Origin of the sequence: Luteococcus sanguinis (assembly GCF_039527675.1) — a bacterium.
Taxonomy (GTDB): domain Bacteria; phylum Actinomycetota; class Actinomycetes; order Propionibacteriales; family Propionibacteriaceae; genus Luteococcus; species Luteococcus sanguinis.
Window position 1 is genome coordinate 23,921 of sequence record NZ_BAAAKI010000012.1, and the last position, 17,983, is coordinate 41,903.

A 17,983-nucleotide genomic window follows, 5' to 3' on the forward strand; every position below is an offset into this window, starting at 1 on the left:
CAGCCAGGCACGCGCTGTGGGTCTGGCTGATCTTCAGCCGCGACCCCGCGTCGAGGCTGGGGGCTGGCCGGTGCATCAGTTACCCTGTGGGCCATGGCGACCCGCGCGTCTTCCCCACCGCGGTCCCGTGGCAACGCCCCGTCCAGCAATGGTCGGGCGTCCAGTGGTTCGCGGTCGTCCGGAAGCAACAAGAATTCATCCACCCGCTCATCCAAGGCTGCGCAGGCTGCAACGCCGCGCCCGAATCCGCTCTTCCGGGGCATTGCCAGTGCATGGCGCGGCACCGCGCACCTGGTCGGTTCCGGCGCCCGAGCCGTCGGCGGGGGAGCCCGCGACCTCGAGCCCGAACTGCGGCGTGACGGCTCTGGGCTGGCGCTGATCGCGCTGGGCATCCTGATCGCGGCGGGTTTCTGGTTCATGCTGCCCGGATGGGGCGGACGAGTGATCCGCGTCGGGGTCTCCACCATCTTCGGCTCGCTCAGCTACGCGCTGCCGTTGGCCTGTTTCTGGATGGCCTGGCGCACCCTGCGTCGCCCCCAGAACAATGGCGCGAGCGGCCGACAGGTCGTCGGTTGGGGCGCCCTGCTGCTCGGCGTCCTCGGCCTGGTCAACATCGCCCACGGGCTTCCGCGCCCCGGTGAGCCGGAGGCGCTGCGCGGCGCCGGCGGCGTGCTGGGTTACATCTCGTCCAGCATCCTCGCCGACCTGCTCACGGTCTGGGTGGCCGTGCCGCTGCTCGTCCTGCTGATGCTGTTCGGCATCGTCGTCATCATCGGCATCCCCCTCTTCGAGATCGCCGACCGGGCCGCCGACGCTCGGGAGGCCGCCCAGGTGCGGCGCGCTCAGCGTCCGCGCCAGATCACCACCTACGGCGTCGACCAGGCCTACGACACCCCGATCGTCAAGGGTGCAGACGCCGACGACGAGGTCTTCGACGTCGAGGTGTGGGAACCGAGGGCGCTCACGAGCGCCTCGGTCGAACCCACCCAGGACATTCTGCCGGAGACTGTTCAGGCTGGATCGAAGGAGCCGGTCACCGCGGGTATGGCTCCCGGGGTCGAGGCCCATGCGCCGCTCGAGGCGCCCGTCCACACCCCGATCCCGCAGCGGGTCGAGCAACTCCAGTTGTCGGGGGACGTGCAGTACACGCTGCCCGATTCCGAGCTGCTCAAGCCCGGCACCGTGCCCAAGGCACGTTCCGAGGCCTCGGACGCCGTGGTCTCCCGACTGACCGAGGTGTTGAACCAGTTCGAGATCGATGCCCAGGTCACCGGCTACACCCGTGGCCCGACGGTCACCCGCTACGAGGTCGAGCTCGGCAATGCCGTCAAGGTGGAGAAGGTCACCGCGCTCAGCAAGAACATCGCCTACGCCGTCGCCTCCCCGGACGTGCGCATCCTGTCCCCGATCCCCGGCAAGTCCGCGATCGGCATCGAGATCCCGAACCTCGACAAGGAGGTCGTCAGCCTGGGCGACGTCCTGCGCTCCAAGAAGGCCCGCAACGACCACCACCCGATGGTCGTCGGCTTGGGAAAGGACGTCGAGGGCGGCTTCGTGATCGCCAACATGGCGAAGATGCCCCACCTGCTCGTCGCCGGTGCCACCGGCTCGGGCAAGTCGTCATTCGTGAACTCGATGATCACCTCGATCATGATGCGCTCCACCCCGGACGAGGTGCGCATGCTGCTGGTCGATCCCAAGCGCGTGGAGCTCACCAATTACGAGGGGATACCGCACCTGGTCACCCCGATCATCACCAACCCCAAGAAGGCCGCCGAGGCCCTCCAGTGGGTCTGCCGGGAGATGGACATGCGCTACGACGACCTGGCTGCCTTCGGCTTCCGCCACGTCGACGACTTCAACAAGGCCGTGCGTGCGGGCGAGGTCAAGCTGCCCGAAGGATCCGAGCGCAAGCTCTCCCCCTACCCCTACCTGTTGGTGGTCGTCGACGAGCTCGCCGACCTGATGATGGTCGCCCCGCGCGACGTCGAGGACTCCATCGTCCGGATCACCCAGCTGGCCCGTGCAGCGGGCATCCACCTGATCCTCGCCACCCAGCGTCCGTCCACGGACGTCGTGACCGGCCTGATCAAGGCCAATGTGCCCTCCCGGCTCGCCTTCGCCACCTCATCGATGACCGACTCCCGCGTCATCCTGGACCAGCCGGGCGCCGAGAAGCTCGTCGGACAGGGTGACGGGCTCTTCCTCCCGATGGGTGCCGGCAAGCCGGTGCGCGTGCAGGGATCGTGGGTGACCGAGCACGAGATCCGTGAGGTCGTCAGCGTCATCAAGGAGCAGCTGCAGCCGCAGTACCGCGAGGACGTCACCGCCGCTGCGGGCCCCGCCAAGGTGGCCGAGGACATCGGCGACGACCTTGAGCTGGTTCTGGACGCAGCGCGTCTGGTGGTCGAGCTCCAGCTCGGCTCGACCTCGATGCTGCAGCGCAAGCTGCGAGTCGGCTTCGCCAAGGCCGGACGCCTGATGGACATCCTGGAGACCCGCGGAATCGTCGGCCCCTCCGAGGGTTCCAAGCCCCGCGACGTGCTGGTCAAGCCGGACGATCTCGAAGAGGTGCTGGTCAACCTCGCCCAGGGCTGAGCCGACACGCCCGGCACCGGTGAGAGCCTCCCACCAGGGCTGGGGGTGGACGACTGCTTTGTTGTCGTCGGCCTGTGGGCAGCCGGTGAATGCCGCCGCCGGCGCGTGCGGGTGGATGGGGGACCGTCAGCGATACTGGAGGCCTATGAGCGACACCACCACGCAGACCCACCTGACCTCCGTCCACCTCGTCAGCCTGGGTTGCGCCCGCAACGAGACCGACTCCGAGGAACTCGCCGCCCGGCTTGAGGCCGGCGGCTTCCGCCTGGTCGACGAACCCGATCAGGCCGACGCCGTGATGGTGAACACCTGCGGCTTCATCGAGCAGGCCAAGAAGGACTCCGTCGACACGTTGATGGCCGCCGCCGACTTGAAGGGGGACGGCAAGGTCAAGGCCGTCGTCGCCGTCGGGTGCATGGCCGAGCGCTACGGCCGGGAACTCGCCGAGACGATGCCGGAGGCCGATGCCGTGCTCGGCTTCGACCAGTACGCTGACATCTCCGAGCGCCTCAACGCGATCCTTCACGGCCAGAAGGTGATTTCCCACGTCCCGCGCGACCGTCGCACACTGCTGCCCGTCTCGCCCGTGCAGCGCCGCGAAGCCGCGGCCTCGGTGTCCGTCCCCGGGCACCACACGGAGCTGCCAGCGGGAATCGCCCCGGCCAGCGGACCGCGCGTGCTGCGCAGGCGCCTGGACCACTCGCCGTCCGCGCCGCTGAAGCTCGCCTCCGGCTGCGACCGGCGCTGCGCCTTCTGCGCGATTCCCTCCTTCCGCGGCAGCTACCTCTCCCGTCCGATCGACGAGGTGGTCGCCGAGGCCCAGTGGCTGGTCACGCAGGGCGTCAAGGAGGCCTTCCTGGTCAGCGAGAACTCCTCGTCCTACGGCAAGGACCTGGGTGACCTGCGCCTGCTGGAAAAGCTGCTGGGCGAGTTGGCGACGGTGGACGGGCTGGACTGGGTCCGAGTGAGCTACCTGCAGCCGGCCGAGATGCGTCCCTCCCTGATCGACGCCATGATCGGCACCGACAAGGTGGTTCCCTACTTCGACCTGTCCTTCCAGCACGCGTCGGGCCCCCTGCTGCGGCGGATGCGTCGCTTCGGCGACGCTGACAGCTTCCTCGCCCTGCTCGACCAGGTGCGCGCCGCAGCACCCCAGGCCGGCATCCGGTCCAATGTCATCGTCGGTTTCCCGGGCGAGACCGAACAGGACGTGCAGGTGCTCAAGGACTTCCTGATGGCCGCTAGCCTGGACGTCACCGGCGTCTTCGGGTACTCCGACGAGGAAGGCACTGAGGCCGCCACGCTGGACGGGCACCTGGACGAGGACGAGGTGGAGGCACGCCGACAGGAAGTCACCGACCTGGTCACCGAGCTGTGCGACCAGCGCGCCGAGGAGCGCGTGGGGGACATGGTGCGGGTGCTGGTCGAGTCGGTGGCAGGTGGCGAGGTCGTTGGACGTGCTGCCCACCAGGGCCCCGAGGTCGACGGCTGCACCACCCTGATCGGCTCGCACGCCGCGGTGGGTGACTTCGTCGATGCGGTGGTCACGCACAGCGACGGCGTCGACCTGGTCGCGCGGGCCTGAGCGCGCCACGCGACCGGCCGGTGCGACGCGGCTAGGGTGGTCTCACCCCGCGACGAGGAGAACGATGACTGCCCAGGACGCGACCCCCAGCCAGTGGAATGTCCCCAACGTGCTCACCGCCGTGCGCATGGTGCTGGTGCCTGTGTTCGCCTGGATGTTGCTGAGCCATCCGCACGAGATGGATTGGCGCATCTGGACCACCGTCGTGTTCTGCATCGCCATGGCCACCGACTTCGTGGACGGGAAGATCGCCCGCAAGTACAACCTGGTCACCAACTTCGGCAAGCTGTGGGACCCGATAGCCGACAAGGCGCTGACCGGAATGGCCTTCATCGGGCTGTCGATCCTCGGGGAACTGCAGTGGTGGGTGACGATCATCATCCTTGTCCGCGAATGGGGCATCACGATCCTGCGCTGGGCGATCATGAAGTACGGCATCATGGCCGCCAACCGGGGAGGCAAGCTCAAGACCTTCGTGCAGGCACTCGCGCTGGTGCTCTACCTGCTGTGGCTGCCGCACCTGCCGACGCCGGTCCAGTGGATTGCTTGGGCACTGATGGCCGCCGCCTTCGTGTTGACGGTGGTGACGGGCCTGGACTACCTGCGTGAGGCTGCCAAACTCCGCCGGGAGGCCCTTTCGCGTTGGGCTGCCGAGGGCCGCGAGGCGAAGTGACCCAGCAGGCCGAAGAACTCGTCCACCTGCTCGCGCAGCGCCACCAGACCATCGGCACCTGCGAGTCGCTGACCGCCGGCATGGTCTGTGCCGCGATCACCGACGTCCCGGGGGCATCGGCTGTCTTCCGGGGCGGTCTGGTCACCTACGCCAGTGATCTGAAGCACTCCTTGGCCGGAGTGGATGCCGGCTGGATCGCCCAGCATGGCGTCATCAATGCCGAGACCGCCCGGCAGATGGCAATCGGCGCTCGCGCCGTGCTGGGCACGGACTGGGCGGTGGCCTGCACCGGAGTGGCCGGTCCGAGCAGCCAGGACGGTGCCGACCCCGGCACCGTCTGGATCGCGGTGGCTGGCCCGGAGGCCGTGGCCGTTCGAGGATTGAACTTGTTTGGTGACCGCGCCGAGGTCCGGCGCGCGAGTGTTGCGAACTGCATCGACTTCGTGTCAGCTGTTTGTGTCGACTTCCCAAGCGGACCCCGCGAACCCCCCAGTGGGGCCGATCTGGGGAGAATGGCCAGAAATTCGCACCCTTAGGGGTGGAAATCCTGACCTTTGACTGAACTCGGCCACCGCTGAGGGAATTGATCCACCATCTTTGGTCGTTGAGAGTGTGTCCCCTGCCACCGGGCGGGCCTATGGAAAGTTGGGCAACATGAAGCCAGTGCTGGTTCGAGAGGTCTTGGGTGAGACCCTACGCGAGCAGCGCTTCGAGCAGGGACGCACACTGCGCGAGGTGTCCATGGCGGCGCGGGTGAGTCTGGGTTACCTTTCCGAGGTCGAGCGGGGCCAGAAGGAGGCCTCCAGCGAGCTGCTGGCCTCGATCTGCGGAGCACTTGGCGTGCCGCTGTCCTTCGTCCTTCGCCGGGTCAGTGAGAAGCTGGCCGAGGCCGAACTGCGTCGGATGGCACTCAGCGTCGCCTGACTTGTCGCACGGCGTCACACTCCGGTGTCACTTTCCACGAGACATCCGCACCCACCAAGACCTCGAAGCCTCGGGCGCAGGCCCGGGGCTTCTGTGCGTCCTCGTCCGGCTGAGCGGTGACCCTTGCCGGTCCGGCTCAGTCGTCCCCTGCCGGAACTGGGACGACGAGGACCGGCACCCCCGCGCTGCGGATGCGGGCCAGTTCCGCGGCGTCCGCGCTGGAGTCGGTGACCAACAGGTCCACTTCGCTCAGGTCGGCGAGCTTGGCCAGGGTCACCATCCCCACCTTGGAGCCGTCCACGACCGCGATGACGCGTTGCGCGCGCTCCACCATGGTGTGGTTCGTCGCGGCCTCCGTCTCGTCATGTGTGGTGAGGCCACCTGCCAGGCTCACGCCGTCTGAGCCGATGATGGCGGTGCCGACGTTGATCTGGCGCAGGGTCGACTCGGTGAGGCTTCCCACCAGTTCGAGGGAGTTGGGTCGCAACACACCGCCGGCAATGAGCACCCGCGCTTGGCCCTGGTTGGCTGCCTCCAGCGCGATGGAGACCGAGTTCGTCACGATCGTCAGGTCGTGGCGATGGTGCAGCGCCCGCAACACCTCCGTCGTGGTGGTGCCGCCGGTCAGAGCGATGGCGTGCCGGCCGCTGGGCAACTGGGCCACGGCCTCCAGCGCGATGGCGTGCTTGGCCCGCCGGTGCCGGGCATCGCGGAGGCGGACGGGGAGCTCTGCACCCCCGCCCACGGCACGGACGCCGCCGTGGGTGCGGGTGAGCAGGCCCTGGTCGGCCAGCGCAGCCACGTCCCGGCGGATCGTCGCAGGCGACGCGCCCAGGATGGTCGCCAGTTCGCTCAGCTGCATCTGCTGCCGCTCGGCCAGCGCGGCCAGCAGGGCAACCAGTCGTTCCGACCGTTTCGTGGACGGGCTGGCCTCGGACTGCATGCGCGGACCCCGATCAGGTGAGTGCGCACTTTGCGGTGATCGCTGCGCATTCGGACGATGTTGTGCTCAGCGTAGTGGCGCGGGAGCCGCTCAGCGGCCCCGGGCACGAGCCTTCCAACCCTGTGGGGTCATCGTGAAACCGGACCCCTCCAGGGCGGGAGCGAGGTCCTTCGCCTGCAGGGCAGGGACTTGATTGATCCGCTCGACCTGGACGCTGTCAAGGCGTCCCTCCTGCACGGCTCGTGCCACCACGGCCAACGCGTCGCCCACGGCTCCCGGTTCGTGACCGAAGGTCACCAATGTCCTCGCCCCGCGCTCCAGGTAGACGACCGGTTCCCCGTCGCTCAGCACCACCAGGGCACCCGCCTTGCGGGTCGGCCGATGCCCGTCGCTGGCGGGCCACGGCAGGGCGGCGCCGAACGGATTGGCCGGGTCGCAGGCCGCCAGAAGCAGGGCAGGGGTGGCAGCCTCCTCACGCAGGCGGTCCACCGCTCCCGGCAGGGCGAACTGGGCCGCGCCCAGGCCGTCGATGAAGTAGCCGCGGCGGGTGTGCCCGGCCTCTTCCATGGCGGACAGGGTGCGGTAGGCGGCAGGGAAGGCGGGAGTCATCGCCTCGGTCAGCACGCTGCCCCGGGTCAGGACGCCGTAGCGTCCCAACTCGAAGACCACCGCTGCCAGCAGTGACTCGGGTCCGGGCGCATGTGTGGGACGCACGGCGGCCCACCGTCCGCTCAGCCCCAGGGCTTGGGGGATTCGCAACTGGCGCAGGGCGCTGCGGCGGCTGGGTCTGGGGGCGGCGCGCTTCTTCAGTGCACCGGCGTGGGCCAGGTCGCGCACGGGCGCGAAGGTGTCGCTGGCCGCGTGCCCGCTCCACACCAGCTGCCAGAGCGCGTCGGTGGCCTCGCCGCGGGTCATGCCCTCCTCGATCAGGTCGTCCAAACGCCAGGCCCCGCCCGCCGCGAGCCGCTCCCACAAGGCTGCTGCGGCACCGGAGAGCGCTTCCTCCGAGGGTCTGGCCAGCACCGTGTCGGCCGGCCACAGCTGTACCCATCCGTCCTTGGTGCCGATGGGGGCATGCCCGGTCCAGACGACCTCGCCACGGGCCAGGGCATCGTCCAGCAGGCCAGGATGGTAACCGCGCACCCGCGCCGGGAGCACCAGCGCCTCCAGCATGGAGGCCGGGATCGGATAGCCGGCCAGGAGTTCCACGGCGGCCACCAGACCGTCGGGCCCCTCGGCAGGAGCATCGAGCTCATGCCACACAGGCAGGAAGCGCGCGAACTGCTGCTGCTCGACGGCCTCGACCCCCGCCCGCAACGCCGCCAGGGTGCGGCGGCGCAGGATCGCCAGCAGGTTCGCGCGCACGTACTGCACCGGCCCAAGGTCTGGCCGACCGTAGTCACCGGAGACCAGGTCGCCGGCGCTGACCTGGTCAGCCCACACGGAGCGGACGCTGGCCACGGGCAGGCCATATCGGTTCGCAAACTCTTCCGGGGTGGTGACGACGTGGGTCTGGGTCCAACGCACCACCAACCTCGCGAGGGCATCCAGGGCACCGGTCACCGGTGGGTCGGGCAAGCCGGCGGGGACCGGAACGCCCAGCGCGTCGCGCAGCAACCCCGCGTCGTCAGCAACGGCCAGCATCGCGACGCTGGCGATCCGGAAGGCACCGATGCGACCGGCTGCCAGCAGCTCGTCCAGCCAGGGCCGGGTCAGTTCGGGGTCGTCGCTGGCCGACCGGCACTCGGCCTCGGTCAGGGGGCCGGTGGTGCGCAGCACGTCCCAGAGCTGTTCGGAGCTGGACGCACGGCGGAACTCGCTGCGGCAGCCCAGTTCCTCGCCGAGGGCCACGACCACATCGGGGTCCAGGAGTTGTGCGCCGCCCTCGCGACCGAGCAGCTCGGCCAGCAGCGCCGGATCCAGGCTGAGTGCGGCGAGCTTGCGCTCGGCCAGGGGTTGGTCGCCGTCGTAGATGAACTCTCCGACGTAGCCGAACATCAGCGACTTGGCGAAGGGGGATGCCTCGGGGGTCTCGACCTCGACCAGACGAACCCGTCGTGCCGCCACGTCACCGAGCAGTGCGGTCAGCCCCGGGAGGTCGAAGACGTCCTCGAGACATTCGCGCATGGTCTCGAGGATGATCGGGAAGTCGGGGTAGTTGGACGCGACGGCCAACAGTTGCGCCGCCCGCATGCGCTGCTGCCACAGCGGTGATCGCCGGCCGGGGTCGCGGCGGGGGAGCAACAGGGCACGGGCAGCGCACTCCCGGAACCGGGAGGCGAACAGCGCCGAGCCGAAGACCTGCTCGGTGACCAGTTCGTCCAACTCGGCGGGGTCGATCGCCACCAGGTCAGCTCCAGGCGGGGCGGACTCGACATCGGGGAGGCGGGCGATGATGCCGTCGTTGGTGGCGGTGACCTGTGCCTCGACGCCGTACCGTTCCTTGGCGCGCCGCTCGATCGCGAGCGCCCAGGGCTGCAGGACGGCCGTCCCCGCGGATGAGTGGACGCACAGGCGCCAGTCGCCGAGCTCATCTCGGAAGCGTTCCACCAGGATGGTCCGGCGGCCGGGAAGCACACCGGTGGCGGCACGCTGGTCGGCCAGGTAGTCGACCAGGTTGGTGGCGGCGTTGTCGTCCAGACCTCGCTCACCCAACATGGTGCGCGGATCCTCCGCTGCGCTCAGTTCGTCGGTGAACTCTGCGATGGCCATGCCCAGCTCGGCGGGGCGTCCGGGCTGGTCGCCACGCCAGAAGGGCAGGCGGCCGGGCTGGCCGGGGGCGGGGGTGACGATCACCTGGTTGGGGGTGATCTCCTCGATCCGCCATGACGTGGTACCGAGGGTGAAGATGTCCCCGACCCGTGATTCGTAGACCATCTCCTCGTCCAGCTCACCGACCCGGCGTCCGGCCTCGTGCTTGCCCGAGGCCGTGCCTTCGCCGACGAGATAGACGCCGAACAGGCCGCGGTCGGGAATCGTGCCACCGGAGGTCACCACCAGCCGACGCGCTCCCGGGCGGCCCTGGATGGTGTCGGCCATCCGGTCCCAGACCAGGCGAGGACGCAGCTCGGCGAAGTCCTCCGATGGGTAGCGGCCGCTGAGCATGTCGAGCACTGACTCGAAGGCCGAGCGGGGCAGGTCGGAGAAGGGGTCGCTGCGGCGCACCAGCCTCCATACCTCGTCCACCGGCCAGGCCCGGTCGACGCACAGCCCGACGATCTGCTGGGCCAGCACGTCCAGTGGGTTGCGCAGCCGGTGCACTTCCTCGATCGCGCCTTCCAGCATCCGGCGCGTGACCACCGCTGACTCCAGGAGGTCGCCACGGTGGGTGGGCAGCACCACGCCGTGGGAGATCGCGCCCACCTGGTGCCCGGCGCGTCCGATGCGCTGCAGTCCACTGGCCACCGAGGGCGGGGACGATACCTGGATCACCAGGCCCACGGCGCCCATGTCGATGCCCAGCTCCAATGAGCTCGTCGCCACCACGCAGGGGAGCTGACCGGACTTCAGGTCCGACTCGATCTGCGCTCGGCGTTCCTTGCTCACCGAACCGTGGTGGGCTCGAGCCACCACGGGGAAATCGGTCCCGTCGCGTCCGGTGGTCGCCCCCGACTGGGCCATGATCTGAGCGGGCGGCAGCTTGGTTGCCGGCGGCGTGGCCATGTCGTCGTCCGAGTCGATGCCCAGCCGTTGCGCGTGGAGCTCGTTGAGGTGCGCGGTGAGTCGTTCGGCCACCCGGCGGGAGTTGACGAAACAGATCGTCGAGCGGTGCTGGTCGACCAGGTCGAGCACGCGCTCCTCGATGAAGGGCCAGATGGACTGGGACGGGCTGTCATCATCGTCGGTGGCGGGGCGACGTAGCTCGGTCATGTCCTCGAGCGGCACCTGCACCGACAGGTCCCAGCGCTTGGCAGACTCGGGGCGGACGATGACCACCGGCCGGTCACCGCCGAGGAAGGAGGCAACCCGTTCGGCTGGGCGGACCGTCGCCGACAGCCCGATCCGCTGCATCCCACCGCGGGTGTTCAGGGCATCGAGGCGCTCCAGGCTCAGCGCAAGGTGCGCGCCGCGCTTGGTGCCGGCCAGCGCGTGCACCTCGTCGATGACCACCGTCTGCACTTCATCCAGCGTCTCGCCGACCTGGCTCGAGAGCATCAGGAAGAGTGACTCCGGGGTGGTGATCAAGATGTCCGGGGGATGGCTCAGGAGCCGGCGGCGGTCCGCAGCCGGGGTGTCGCCGGAACGGACGGCCACCTGTACCTGAGGCGCGGGGACGCCGAGCCTCTCGGCGGCCAGTTGGATCCCACGCAGAGGGGCGCGCAAGTTGCGCTCGACGTCGACGGCGAGAGCCTTCAGGGGGGAGATGTAGAGCACGCGCACCTTCCCGGTGGCGGGCTGGTGGGAGAGCTTGTCGAGGGAGTGCAGGAAGGCGGCCAGAGTCTTGCCCGAGCCGGTCGGTGCGATGACCAGACTGTGCTGGCCGCTGCCAATGGCCTGCCAGGCGGCAGCCTGGGCCGGGGTGGGACCCTCGAACACGTCGGAGAACCAGGTGCGGGTTGCGGCGCCAAAACCGTCGGCCCAGTTCGCTGTCATGTCGACCATTGTGGCGCGTGGTGGCGACACTTCCGGTGCGCGCTAGATTCGGGGCGTGCGTGAGGCGGAGCTGTGGCAGCGAATGGCGGAGCAGCTCGGCGAGCACTATGCCCGAGCCTGGGCCGATTCGGTCGTACTGGCTGAGATTGGCGGACGGACGGTGCGCGAGGCGATCGACGCAGGCGTTGCCTGCAAGGACATCTGGCGCGCGGTGTGGCGGCAGCTGGAGCTCCCTGACCGCTTCCGCTGACGGCGTGTCACTTTCAATCGAACTATTGTTCGACTAGAGTCCTGTCCACAGGGCGCCGACGGCACGAGCACTTGTCCACAGGACATGTTGGTCGTGGAAAAGTGTCGGAGCCGATTCCTAGAGTCATTGGTGGCGGCCGCAGTGGCCCTCACACAACGTGGGCCGGGCCCACGCACACCAACCAACCCGGCTGTCCGGGGGCAGAGGAAGGAAGGCCAGAGATGGCTGTTGCAGACCGTACGAAGGCCCTCGAGGCCGCGCTCGCCCAGATCGAGAAGCAGCACGGCAAGGGCTCGGTGATGCGTCTGGGGGAGGAGACCCGCCAGCCGATCGCCTTCATTCCGACCGGATCGGTTGCGCTCGACATTGCCCTCGGCATCGGTGGCCTGCCCCGCGGCCGTGTCGTCGAGATCTACGGTCCTGAGTCCAGCGGCAAGACGACGGTCGCACTGCACGCGATCGCGAATGCGCAGAAGGCCGGGGGCATCTGCGCCTTCATCGACGCCGAGCACGCGCTCGACCCCGACTACGCCGCCAAGCTGGGCGTCGACACCGACGCCCTGCTGGTCAGCCAGCCCGACAACGGTGAGCAGGCCCTGGAGATCGCCGACATGCTGGTCCGCTCCGGTGCGCTGGATCTGATCGTCATCGACTCGGTCGCAGCGCTGACCCCGCGCGCCGAGATCGAGGGAGAGATGGGTGACTCCCACGTCGGCCTGCAGGCTCGACTGATGAGCCAGGCCCTGCGCAAGATGACCGGCGCGCTCAACAACTCGAACACGACCGCCATCTTCATCAACCAGCTGCGCGAGAAGATCGGCGTCATGTTCGGCTCGCCCGAGACCACCACCGGAGGCCGTGCGCTGAAGTTCTACTCCTCGGTTCGCCTTGACGTGCGTCGCATCGAGACGCTGAAGGACGGCCAGGAGATGGTCGGCAACCGCACCCGGGTCAAGGTCGTCAAGAACAAGGTGGCCCCGCCGTTCAAGCAGGCCGAGTTCGACATCCTCTACGGCCAGGGGATCTCCCGCGAGGGCAGCCTGATCGACATGGGGGTCGAGGGTGGGATCATCCGTAAGGCGGGTGCCTGGTTCACCTACGGCTCCGACCAGCTCGGTCAGGGCAAGGAGAATGCCCGCACCTACCTCAAGAACAACCCCGAGGTGGCCAACGAGATCGAGCAGCAGATCCTCTCCAAGCTCGGGCTGGGGGAGCAGCCGCCGGTCGAGGCTGGAGCCGACGTTCCGGCGGGCGTCGACCCGGTCACCGGCGAGATCGCCTTCTGACCATGTCCTTCGACAGGCGTTCGCGTCGTCGCCGGGCGGCGGAGAACTCCGCCCCCGACGAAATGCCGGATGCCGACCCGATGGAAGTGGCGCGGGAGATCGCGCTGCGCCGGCTGTCGTTGCGGCCCCATTCGCGGGCCGAGCTGGTGGCCCAGCTGGCCTCGCGCGATGTTCCTGACGAGGTGATAGAAGAACTGCTGGAGCGTTATGAGGAGGTCGGGCTGGTCGATGACGCGCAGTTCGCGGCGCAGTGGGCGACCACGCGCCAGTCAAACAAGCTGCTGTCTCGGACGGCGGTGCGCAGGGAACTCCAGGCAAAGGGAGTGGATCGCGACACCATCGAGGAGGCGACGGCCGGCATAGACCATGACGCCGAACTTGCCGCGGCCCGGACCCTGGCCGAGCGCAAATGGCGGCAGGTGCAGTCGTTGCCGCGCGACACGGCCTACCGGCGTCTGGCGGGAATGTTGGCGCGAAAGGGCTACGGCTCGGAGGTGGTCTCGCGCGTCGTCCGCGAGGCGATGGCGATGACCGTCGACCAGGAGGGTCGCGAGATCGACTGAGGTCGGTGGGGTGGGCCCGCCATAGCGTGTCCCACAAGCAAGATCAGCCTTGCATCCGGGTCCGTGGCACCCTAACCTCGAACGGATCGACAGGAGGCCTCCCCATGACCGAGACGATGCTGCTCGTGGTGCTGTTGGCCGTCGCCGTCCCGCTGTTGGTCGTCCTCGTGGCGGGGTTGTGGTTGCTGGTACGCCGAGGCGGCGTGGCGGCCGCACCCAAGGGGCCCTCGCCCGAAGCCGTGGCGCAGGCGGCGCGATCCGCCCAGGAACTGGACCAGGCACAGCAGGCAACCAACGCGGCCCAGGAAGCGCAGCAGGCAGCCCGCGCGCTGAGCAGCCGAGCCGCTGAGCAACTCGCGCGCGCCGAGGAGTTCGCCGCCGAGGCAACCAGCCGTCGCGACGAGGCGGAACGTCGACGTGGTGAGGAGGAAGCGCGGCTGGCCGAGCAGCGCCAGGAGCTCGCCTCCGCGCGGAAGCAGTTGGAGCGCCGGGAGGCCCGGCTGGCCGAGCGTGAAGACCGGCTGCTCAACGACAGCCAGCACTTGGACGAGCGCTCCAAGGACTTGGACGCGCGCACGGCGCAGCTCGCAGAGGTGGGGCGCCTCGCAGCCGCGGACCGCGAGGCGGCCACGCAGGAACTGGAGCGCGTCGCCGGCCTCGGACGTCAACAGGCGCGAGCAGAACTCCTCGCGCAGGTCGAGCACGAGTCCAGGCTCGAGGCGGCCACCATCAGCCGCGAGATCGAACGCGAGGCCACCGGTCACGCGGAGCAGCGGGCGCGGGCCATCATCACCGACGCGATCCAGCGGTTGGCTGCCGAACAGACGTCCGAGTCGGTGGTCACCACGGTCGACCTGCCCTCCGACGAGATGAAGGGCCGCATCATCGGCCGCGAGGGGCGCAACATCCGCCACTTCGAACAGGTCACGGGCGTCAACGTGATGGTGGACGACACACCGGGTTCGGTGCTGGTGAGCTGTTTCGACCCCGTGCGCCGGGAGACCGCGCGCCTCACCCTGTTGGATCTGGTTGCTGACGGTCGCATTCACCCGGCGCGCATCGAGGAGGCCCATGAGAAGTCAGTGGCCCGGGTGGCGGAGCGCTGCCGGCGCGCGGCCGAGGATGCGCTGGTCGAGGTTGGCATCAGCGACCTGGACGAGGGCCTGGTGCCGATCCTGGGGGCCTTGACCTACCGCACGTCCTATGGGCAGAACGTCCTCGCCCACCTCATCGAGTGCGCCCACCTTGCCGGTCTGATGGCTGCCGAGCTCGGACTCGACGTCGCCACCTGCAAGCGTGCCGCCTTCCTCCACGACATCGGCAAGGCCTTGACCCACGAGTCGGAGGGCTCACACGCCATCGTCGGCGCCGAACTGGCGCGTCGCCACGGCGAGCACCCTGACATCGTCCACGCCATCGAGGCCCACCACAACGAGGTCGAGCCGCGCACCATCGAGGCCGTCCTCACCCAGGCAGCGGACGCCATCTCGGGTTCGCGTCCCGGCGCTCGGCGGGAGTCGTTGGAGGCCTATGTGCGTCGACTTGAGCGTCTCGAAGGCATCGCCGCCGCCCACGAAGGAGTCGAGAAGGTCTTCGCCATGCAGGCGGGTCGCGAAGTACGGGTCATGGTCGCCCCGGACGAGGTCGACGACCTCGCCTCTCACGCCCTGGCTCGCGACATCGCGGGGGAGATCCAGGCTGAGCTGTCCTACCCCGGCCAGATCCGGGTGACCGTCGTGCGCGAGTCCCGCGCGACCGAGATCGCCCACTGACTCCAATCCCGATCGGCGGTGGTGTGGTGAGGGACTGGGTCAGTGCGCTTCCGCTCGCAGGCCCCACCGGTGGCGGGCCCGCTGTCCCGGTGCCAGCACCGTCAGGTCTTGGTGGGTCGGGCCGGGGTTGAAGGCATCCGGGCCCACCGACATGGGTTCGACGGCGATGCTCGCCTCACCGGGGGTGTAGACCTGCGCCCAGCGCATGGAGTCGTCCGCCCACAGGACGATGCGTCGGCCCCCGTGTGCGATGGACGCCTCCCAGCCCGCGCCCCCGACCGGTTCGGTGAAGGCGGTGTCCAGGCGTTGCCCGGACAGCGCCCGCGCGGCTCGGAAGTCCGCCCCGGTGCCGGCGGTCGGGTGCAGTGAGATCGGCAGCAAACGCTCGTCGGTTTCCAACCACTGCTCGAAGGGCAAGCAGAGACCCCACTCGTCCGCAGTCCCGGTTGGCAGCCGCAGGTAGGGGTGGGCGGCGTAGCCGAATGGAAAGCTGTGCTCCCCGACGTTGTGGCACGCGACCTCGACCTGCAGACCCTGATCGGACAGGCTCGTCCGCACGGTGCACTCGCCCACCCCGGGCCATCCCGGGCGGGGGAGCAGCAGCACTCGCTGCGTCACCGACGAGGGGGTCTGCTCAGTCACCTCGAATCCCAGCCACGACACCAGCCCATGGATCGCGTTGCCTCGACCCGGTTCGTTGAGCGGCAACTGGTGGGAGCTGCCCTCGAAGAGATAGCGACCGTCCCTGATCCGGTTGGGCCACGGCATCAGGTGCTGGCCCTGGCACCCGTCCGGCAATTGGTCGGCGCCGAAGCCGGCCAAGACCTCGACGCCGTCGACGCTGTAGCTGCGCAGCGTCGCGCCCTGTTGCACCACCACCGCGCGCTGGTTGCCGTGGCTGAGTTCGTAGGACTGGCCGGTGGGCTGCATGCGCTCCACCCTAATGATGCGTCCGAGCCTCGATTCCGTTCCCAGACCCTGACACACGTACAGTTGGACGGCCATGGAACTTGAAACGAGCGCGCCCACCCCCGATGACCGCAGCACCGGCGATCGCACCTATGAGGTCGTGACCTATGGGTGCCAGATGAACGTCCACGACTCCGAGCGCATCTCGGGGCTGCTCGAAGGCGCTGGCTATGCCCGCGCGCTGACCCCCGCCACCGATGGTGGCGCCGACGTCGTCGTCTTCAACACCTGCGCCGTGCGGGAGAACGCCGACAACCGCCTCTACGGCAACCTTGGTCACATGGCCGAGGTCAAGCGCTCCCGCCCCGGGATGCAGATCGCCGTCGGTGGCTGCATGGCGCAGAAGGACCGCGATCTGATCGTCCGCAAGGCACCCTGGGTCGATGTCGTGTTCGGGACGCACAATGTCGGTGCGCTGCCCGTTCTGCTGGAGCGAGCCCGCGTCGAACAGGCCAGCCAGGTGGAGATCAAGGAGGCGCTGGAGACCTTCCCCTCAAACCTGCCCACGCGCCGTGAATCGCCCTACTCGGCCTGGGTCTCGGTGAGCGTCGGGTGCAACAACACCTGCACCTTCTGCATCGTCCCGGCCTTGCGCGGCAAGGAGACCGACCGTCGCCCCGGCGACATCCTCGCCGAGGTGCGCGCCCTGGTCGACGAGGGCGTGCAGGAGATCACGCTGCTCGGCCAGAACGTCAACACCTATGGCGTCGAGTTCGGCGACCGCACGGCCTTCGCGAAGCTGTTGCGAGCCTGCGGTGAGGTCGACGGTCTGGAGCGCGTGCGCTTCACCAGCCCGCACCCCGCCTCCTTCACCGACGACGTGATCGCGGCCATGGCCGCGACCCACAATGTGATGCCCACGCTGCACATGCCCCTGCAGTCCGGCTCGGACAAGGTGCTGCGCGAGATGCGTCGCAGCTACCGCTCCGACCGCTTTCTCGGCATCCTCGACAAGGTGCGCGCCGCCATTCCCGATGCCGCCATCACCACCGACATCATCGTCGGCTTCCCCGGCGAGACGGATGACGACTTCGAGGCGACCATGCGGGTCACGGAGCAGGCGCGCTTCTCGTCCGCCTTCACCTTCCAGTACTCGATCCGCCCGGGCACGCCGGCAGCCACGATGCCCAACCAGGTGCCCAAGCCGGTCGTCCAGGAGCGCTACGACCGGCTTCTGGCGCTGGTCAACGACGTTGCCTGGCAGGAGAACCGCGCCCTCGAGGGCCGCGAGGTCGAGATCATGTTCGCCGCCGGTGAGGGACGCAAGGATGAGGACACCAACCGGATGTCCGGCCGAGCGCGGGACAATCGCTTGGTGCATGTGGCCGTTCCGGACGATCCGGCGCAGCGTCCCCGTCCGGGCGACATGGCCATGACGGTGATCACCCATGGCGCCCCGCACCATTTGAACGCCGACGCCGGGATCACCGGCCTGCGCCGCACCCGCGGTGGCGACGCTTGGCAGGCGCGCCACGCCGCGCCGCCCGCCCCGCGCGGGGTCCAGCTCGGGATGCCCACAGTCGGCCTCCCGCAGGGCTGACGAGACGACCAGACGCGCGACGGGCCGGACACCACGAGGTGTCCGGCCCGTTGCGGGTTCGGGATCAGAGGTTGCCGGTCTTGTCCTGGATCAAGGACTGACCCTTGTCGACCTGCTCGGAGAACTTGTCACCGGTCTTCTCGTCGACGATGTCGCCGGCGCGCTCGACCGCCTGGTCAACCTTGGCCTCGTTCCCATTCACGAGATCCTTGGCCTTGTCGACCGCGGAACCGTCGTTGAGGAGGTCCTTCGCCTTGTCGAAGATGCTCATGTGTCCTGCCTTTCCG

General features: G+C 68.9%; 13 protein-coding genes and 1 pseudogene. 10 read left to right on the plus strand and 4 right to left on the minus strand.

Going from position 1 to position 17,983, the window contains the following annotated elements; genetic code table 11:
• Positions 1-93 precede the first annotated feature (93 nt).
• The 5 genes and pseudogenes from ABD089_RS08760 (at position 94) to ABD089_RS08780 (ending at position 5,780) form a co-directional block, all read left to right on the plus strand.
• On the plus strand, positions 94-2,598 hold the full coding sequence (locus ABD089_RS08760; protein WP_343885955.1) for an FtsK/SpoIIIE family DNA translocase: 2,505 nt from the start codon (positions 94-96) through the stop codon (positions 2,596-2,598).
• Between the two features lie 145 nt (positions 2,599-2,743).
• Entirely contained in the window at positions 2,744-4,183 is a 1,440-nt protein-coding gene (rimO, locus tag ABD089_RS08765; protein ID WP_343885956.1) for a 30S ribosomal protein S12 methylthiotransferase RimO, read from the plus strand.
• A gap of 64 nt (positions 4,184-4,247) precedes the next feature.
• On the plus strand, positions 4,248-4,856 hold the full coding sequence (pgsA, locus tag ABD089_RS08770) for a CDP-diacylglycerol--glycerol-3-phosphate 3-phosphatidyltransferase (RefSeq protein WP_343885957.1): 609 nt from the start codon (positions 4,248-4,250) through the stop codon (positions 4,854-4,856).
• Positions 4,853-5,296: pseudogene (locus tag ABD089_RS08775) on the plus strand (CinA family protein); the annotation flags it as partial. The gene pgsA and the pseudogene ABD089_RS08775, both read left to right, overlap by 4 nt.
• Before the next feature lie 214 nt (positions 5,297-5,510).
• Positions 5,511-5,780, plus strand: a complete 270-nt coding sequence (locus ABD089_RS08780) for a helix-turn-helix domain-containing protein (RefSeq protein WP_343885958.1) — start codon at positions 5,511-5,513, stop codon at positions 5,778-5,780.
• Positions 5,781-5,916: 136 nt separating this feature from the next.
• On the opposite strand, the gene ABD089_RS08785 is transcribed toward ABD089_RS08780, so the two are convergent.
• Positions 5,917-6,681 carry a DeoR/GlpR family DNA-binding transcription regulator gene (locus ABD089_RS08785; RefSeq protein ID WP_343886062.1) on the minus strand — a complete coding sequence of 255 codons (765 nt, stop codon included), beginning with the start codon at positions 6,679-6,681 and terminating at the stop codon, positions 5,917-5,919.
• Between the two features lie 132 nt (positions 6,682-6,813).
• On the minus strand, positions 6,814-11,325 hold the full coding sequence (locus tag ABD089_RS08790) for an ATP-dependent helicase (RefSeq protein ID WP_425560031.1): 4,512 nt from the start codon (positions 11,323-11,325) through the stop codon (positions 6,814-6,816).
• 46 nt (positions 11,326-11,371) lie between these two features.
• Between ABD089_RS08790 and ABD089_RS08795 the strand changes: the two genes are divergently transcribed.
• The 4 genes from ABD089_RS08795 (at position 11,372) to rny (ending at position 15,187) form a co-directional block, all read left to right on the plus strand.
• On the plus strand, positions 11,372-11,566 hold the full coding sequence (locus tag ABD089_RS08795) for a DUF3046 domain-containing protein (protein WP_343885961.1): 195 nt from the start codon (positions 11,372-11,374) through the stop codon (positions 11,564-11,566).
• Positions 11,567-11,787: 221 nt separating this feature from the next.
• Positions 11,788-12,852, plus strand: a complete 1,065-nt coding sequence (gene recA / locus ABD089_RS08800; RefSeq protein ID WP_343885962.1) for a recombinase RecA — start codon at positions 11,788-11,790, stop codon at positions 12,850-12,852.
• 2 nt (positions 12,853-12,854) lie between these two features.
• Positions 12,855-13,415, plus strand: a complete 561-nt coding sequence (locus ABD089_RS08805; RefSeq protein WP_343885963.1) for a regulatory protein RecX — start codon at positions 12,855-12,857, stop codon at positions 13,413-13,415.
• Between the two features lie 104 nt (positions 13,416-13,519).
• The gene (rny, locus tag ABD089_RS08810; protein WP_343885965.1) at positions 13,520-15,187 is read left to right on the plus strand and encodes a ribonuclease Y; all 1,668 of its coding nucleotides are present in this window, start codon (positions 13,520-13,522) and stop codon (positions 15,185-15,187) included.
• A 39-nt stretch (positions 15,188-15,226) separates the two neighbouring features.
• On the opposite strand, the gene ABD089_RS08815 is transcribed toward rny, so the two are convergent.
• Positions 15,227-16,117 (minus strand): aldose 1-epimerase family protein, encoded by an 891-nt coding sequence (locus tag ABD089_RS08815; RefSeq protein ID WP_343885967.1) that lies wholly within the window; start codon positions 16,115-16,117, stop codon positions 15,227-15,229.
• 73 nt (positions 16,118-16,190) lie between these two features.
• On the opposite strand from ABD089_RS08815, the gene miaB reads away from it, so the two are divergent.
• Positions 16,191-17,696, plus strand: a complete 1,506-nt coding sequence (miaB, locus tag ABD089_RS08820; RefSeq protein ID WP_343885968.1) for a tRNA (N6-isopentenyl adenosine(37)-C2)-methylthiotransferase MiaB — start codon at positions 16,191-16,193, stop codon at positions 17,694-17,696.
• Between the two features lie 64 nt (positions 17,697-17,760).
• On the opposite strand, the gene ABD089_RS08825 is transcribed toward miaB, so the two are convergent.
• Positions 17,761-17,967, minus strand: a complete 207-nt coding sequence (locus tag ABD089_RS08825; protein WP_343885969.1) for an antitoxin — start codon at positions 17,965-17,967, stop codon at positions 17,761-17,763.
• Between the last annotated feature and the right edge of the window lie 16 nt (positions 17,968-17,983).

Coding starts and splice junctions, on each gene's coding strand:
- ABD089_RS08760 (WP_343885955.1), top strand. CDS start 94: ATGGCGACCCGCGCGTCTTCCCCACCGCGGTCCCGTGGCAACGCCCCG.
- ABD089_RS08815 (WP_343885967.1), bottom strand. CDS start 16,117: ATGCAGCCCACCGGCCAGTCCTACGAACTCAGCCACGGCAACCAGCGC.
- ABD089_RS08790 (WP_425560031.1), bottom strand. CDS start 11,325: ATGGTCGACATGACAGCGAACTGGGCCGACGGTTTTGGCGCCGCAACC.
- ABD089_RS08825 (WP_343885969.1), bottom strand. CDS start 17,967: ATGAGCATCTTCGACAAGGCGAAGGACCTCCTCAACGACGGTTCCGCG.
- rimO (WP_343885956.1), top strand. CDS start 2,744: ATGAGCGACACCACCACGCAGACCCACCTGACCTCCGTCCACCTCGTC.
- ABD089_RS08805 (WP_343885963.1), top strand. CDS start 12,855: ATGTCCTTCGACAGGCGTTCGCGTCGTCGCCGGGCGGCGGAGAACTCC.
- rny (WP_343885965.1), top strand. CDS start 13,520: ATGACCGAGACGATGCTGCTCGTGGTGCTGTTGGCCGTCGCCGTCCCG.
- recA (WP_343885962.1), top strand. CDS start 11,788: ATGGCTGTTGCAGACCGTACGAAGGCCCTCGAGGCCGCGCTCGCCCAG.
- miaB (WP_343885968.1), top strand. CDS start 16,191: ATGGAACTTGAAACGAGCGCGCCCACCCCCGATGACCGCAGCACCGGC.
- pgsA (WP_343885957.1), top strand. CDS start 4,248: ATGACTGCCCAGGACGCGACCCCCAGCCAGTGGAATGTCCCCAACGTG.
- ABD089_RS08780 (WP_343885958.1), top strand. CDS start 5,511: ATGAAGCCAGTGCTGGTTCGAGAGGTCTTGGGTGAGACCCTACGCGAG.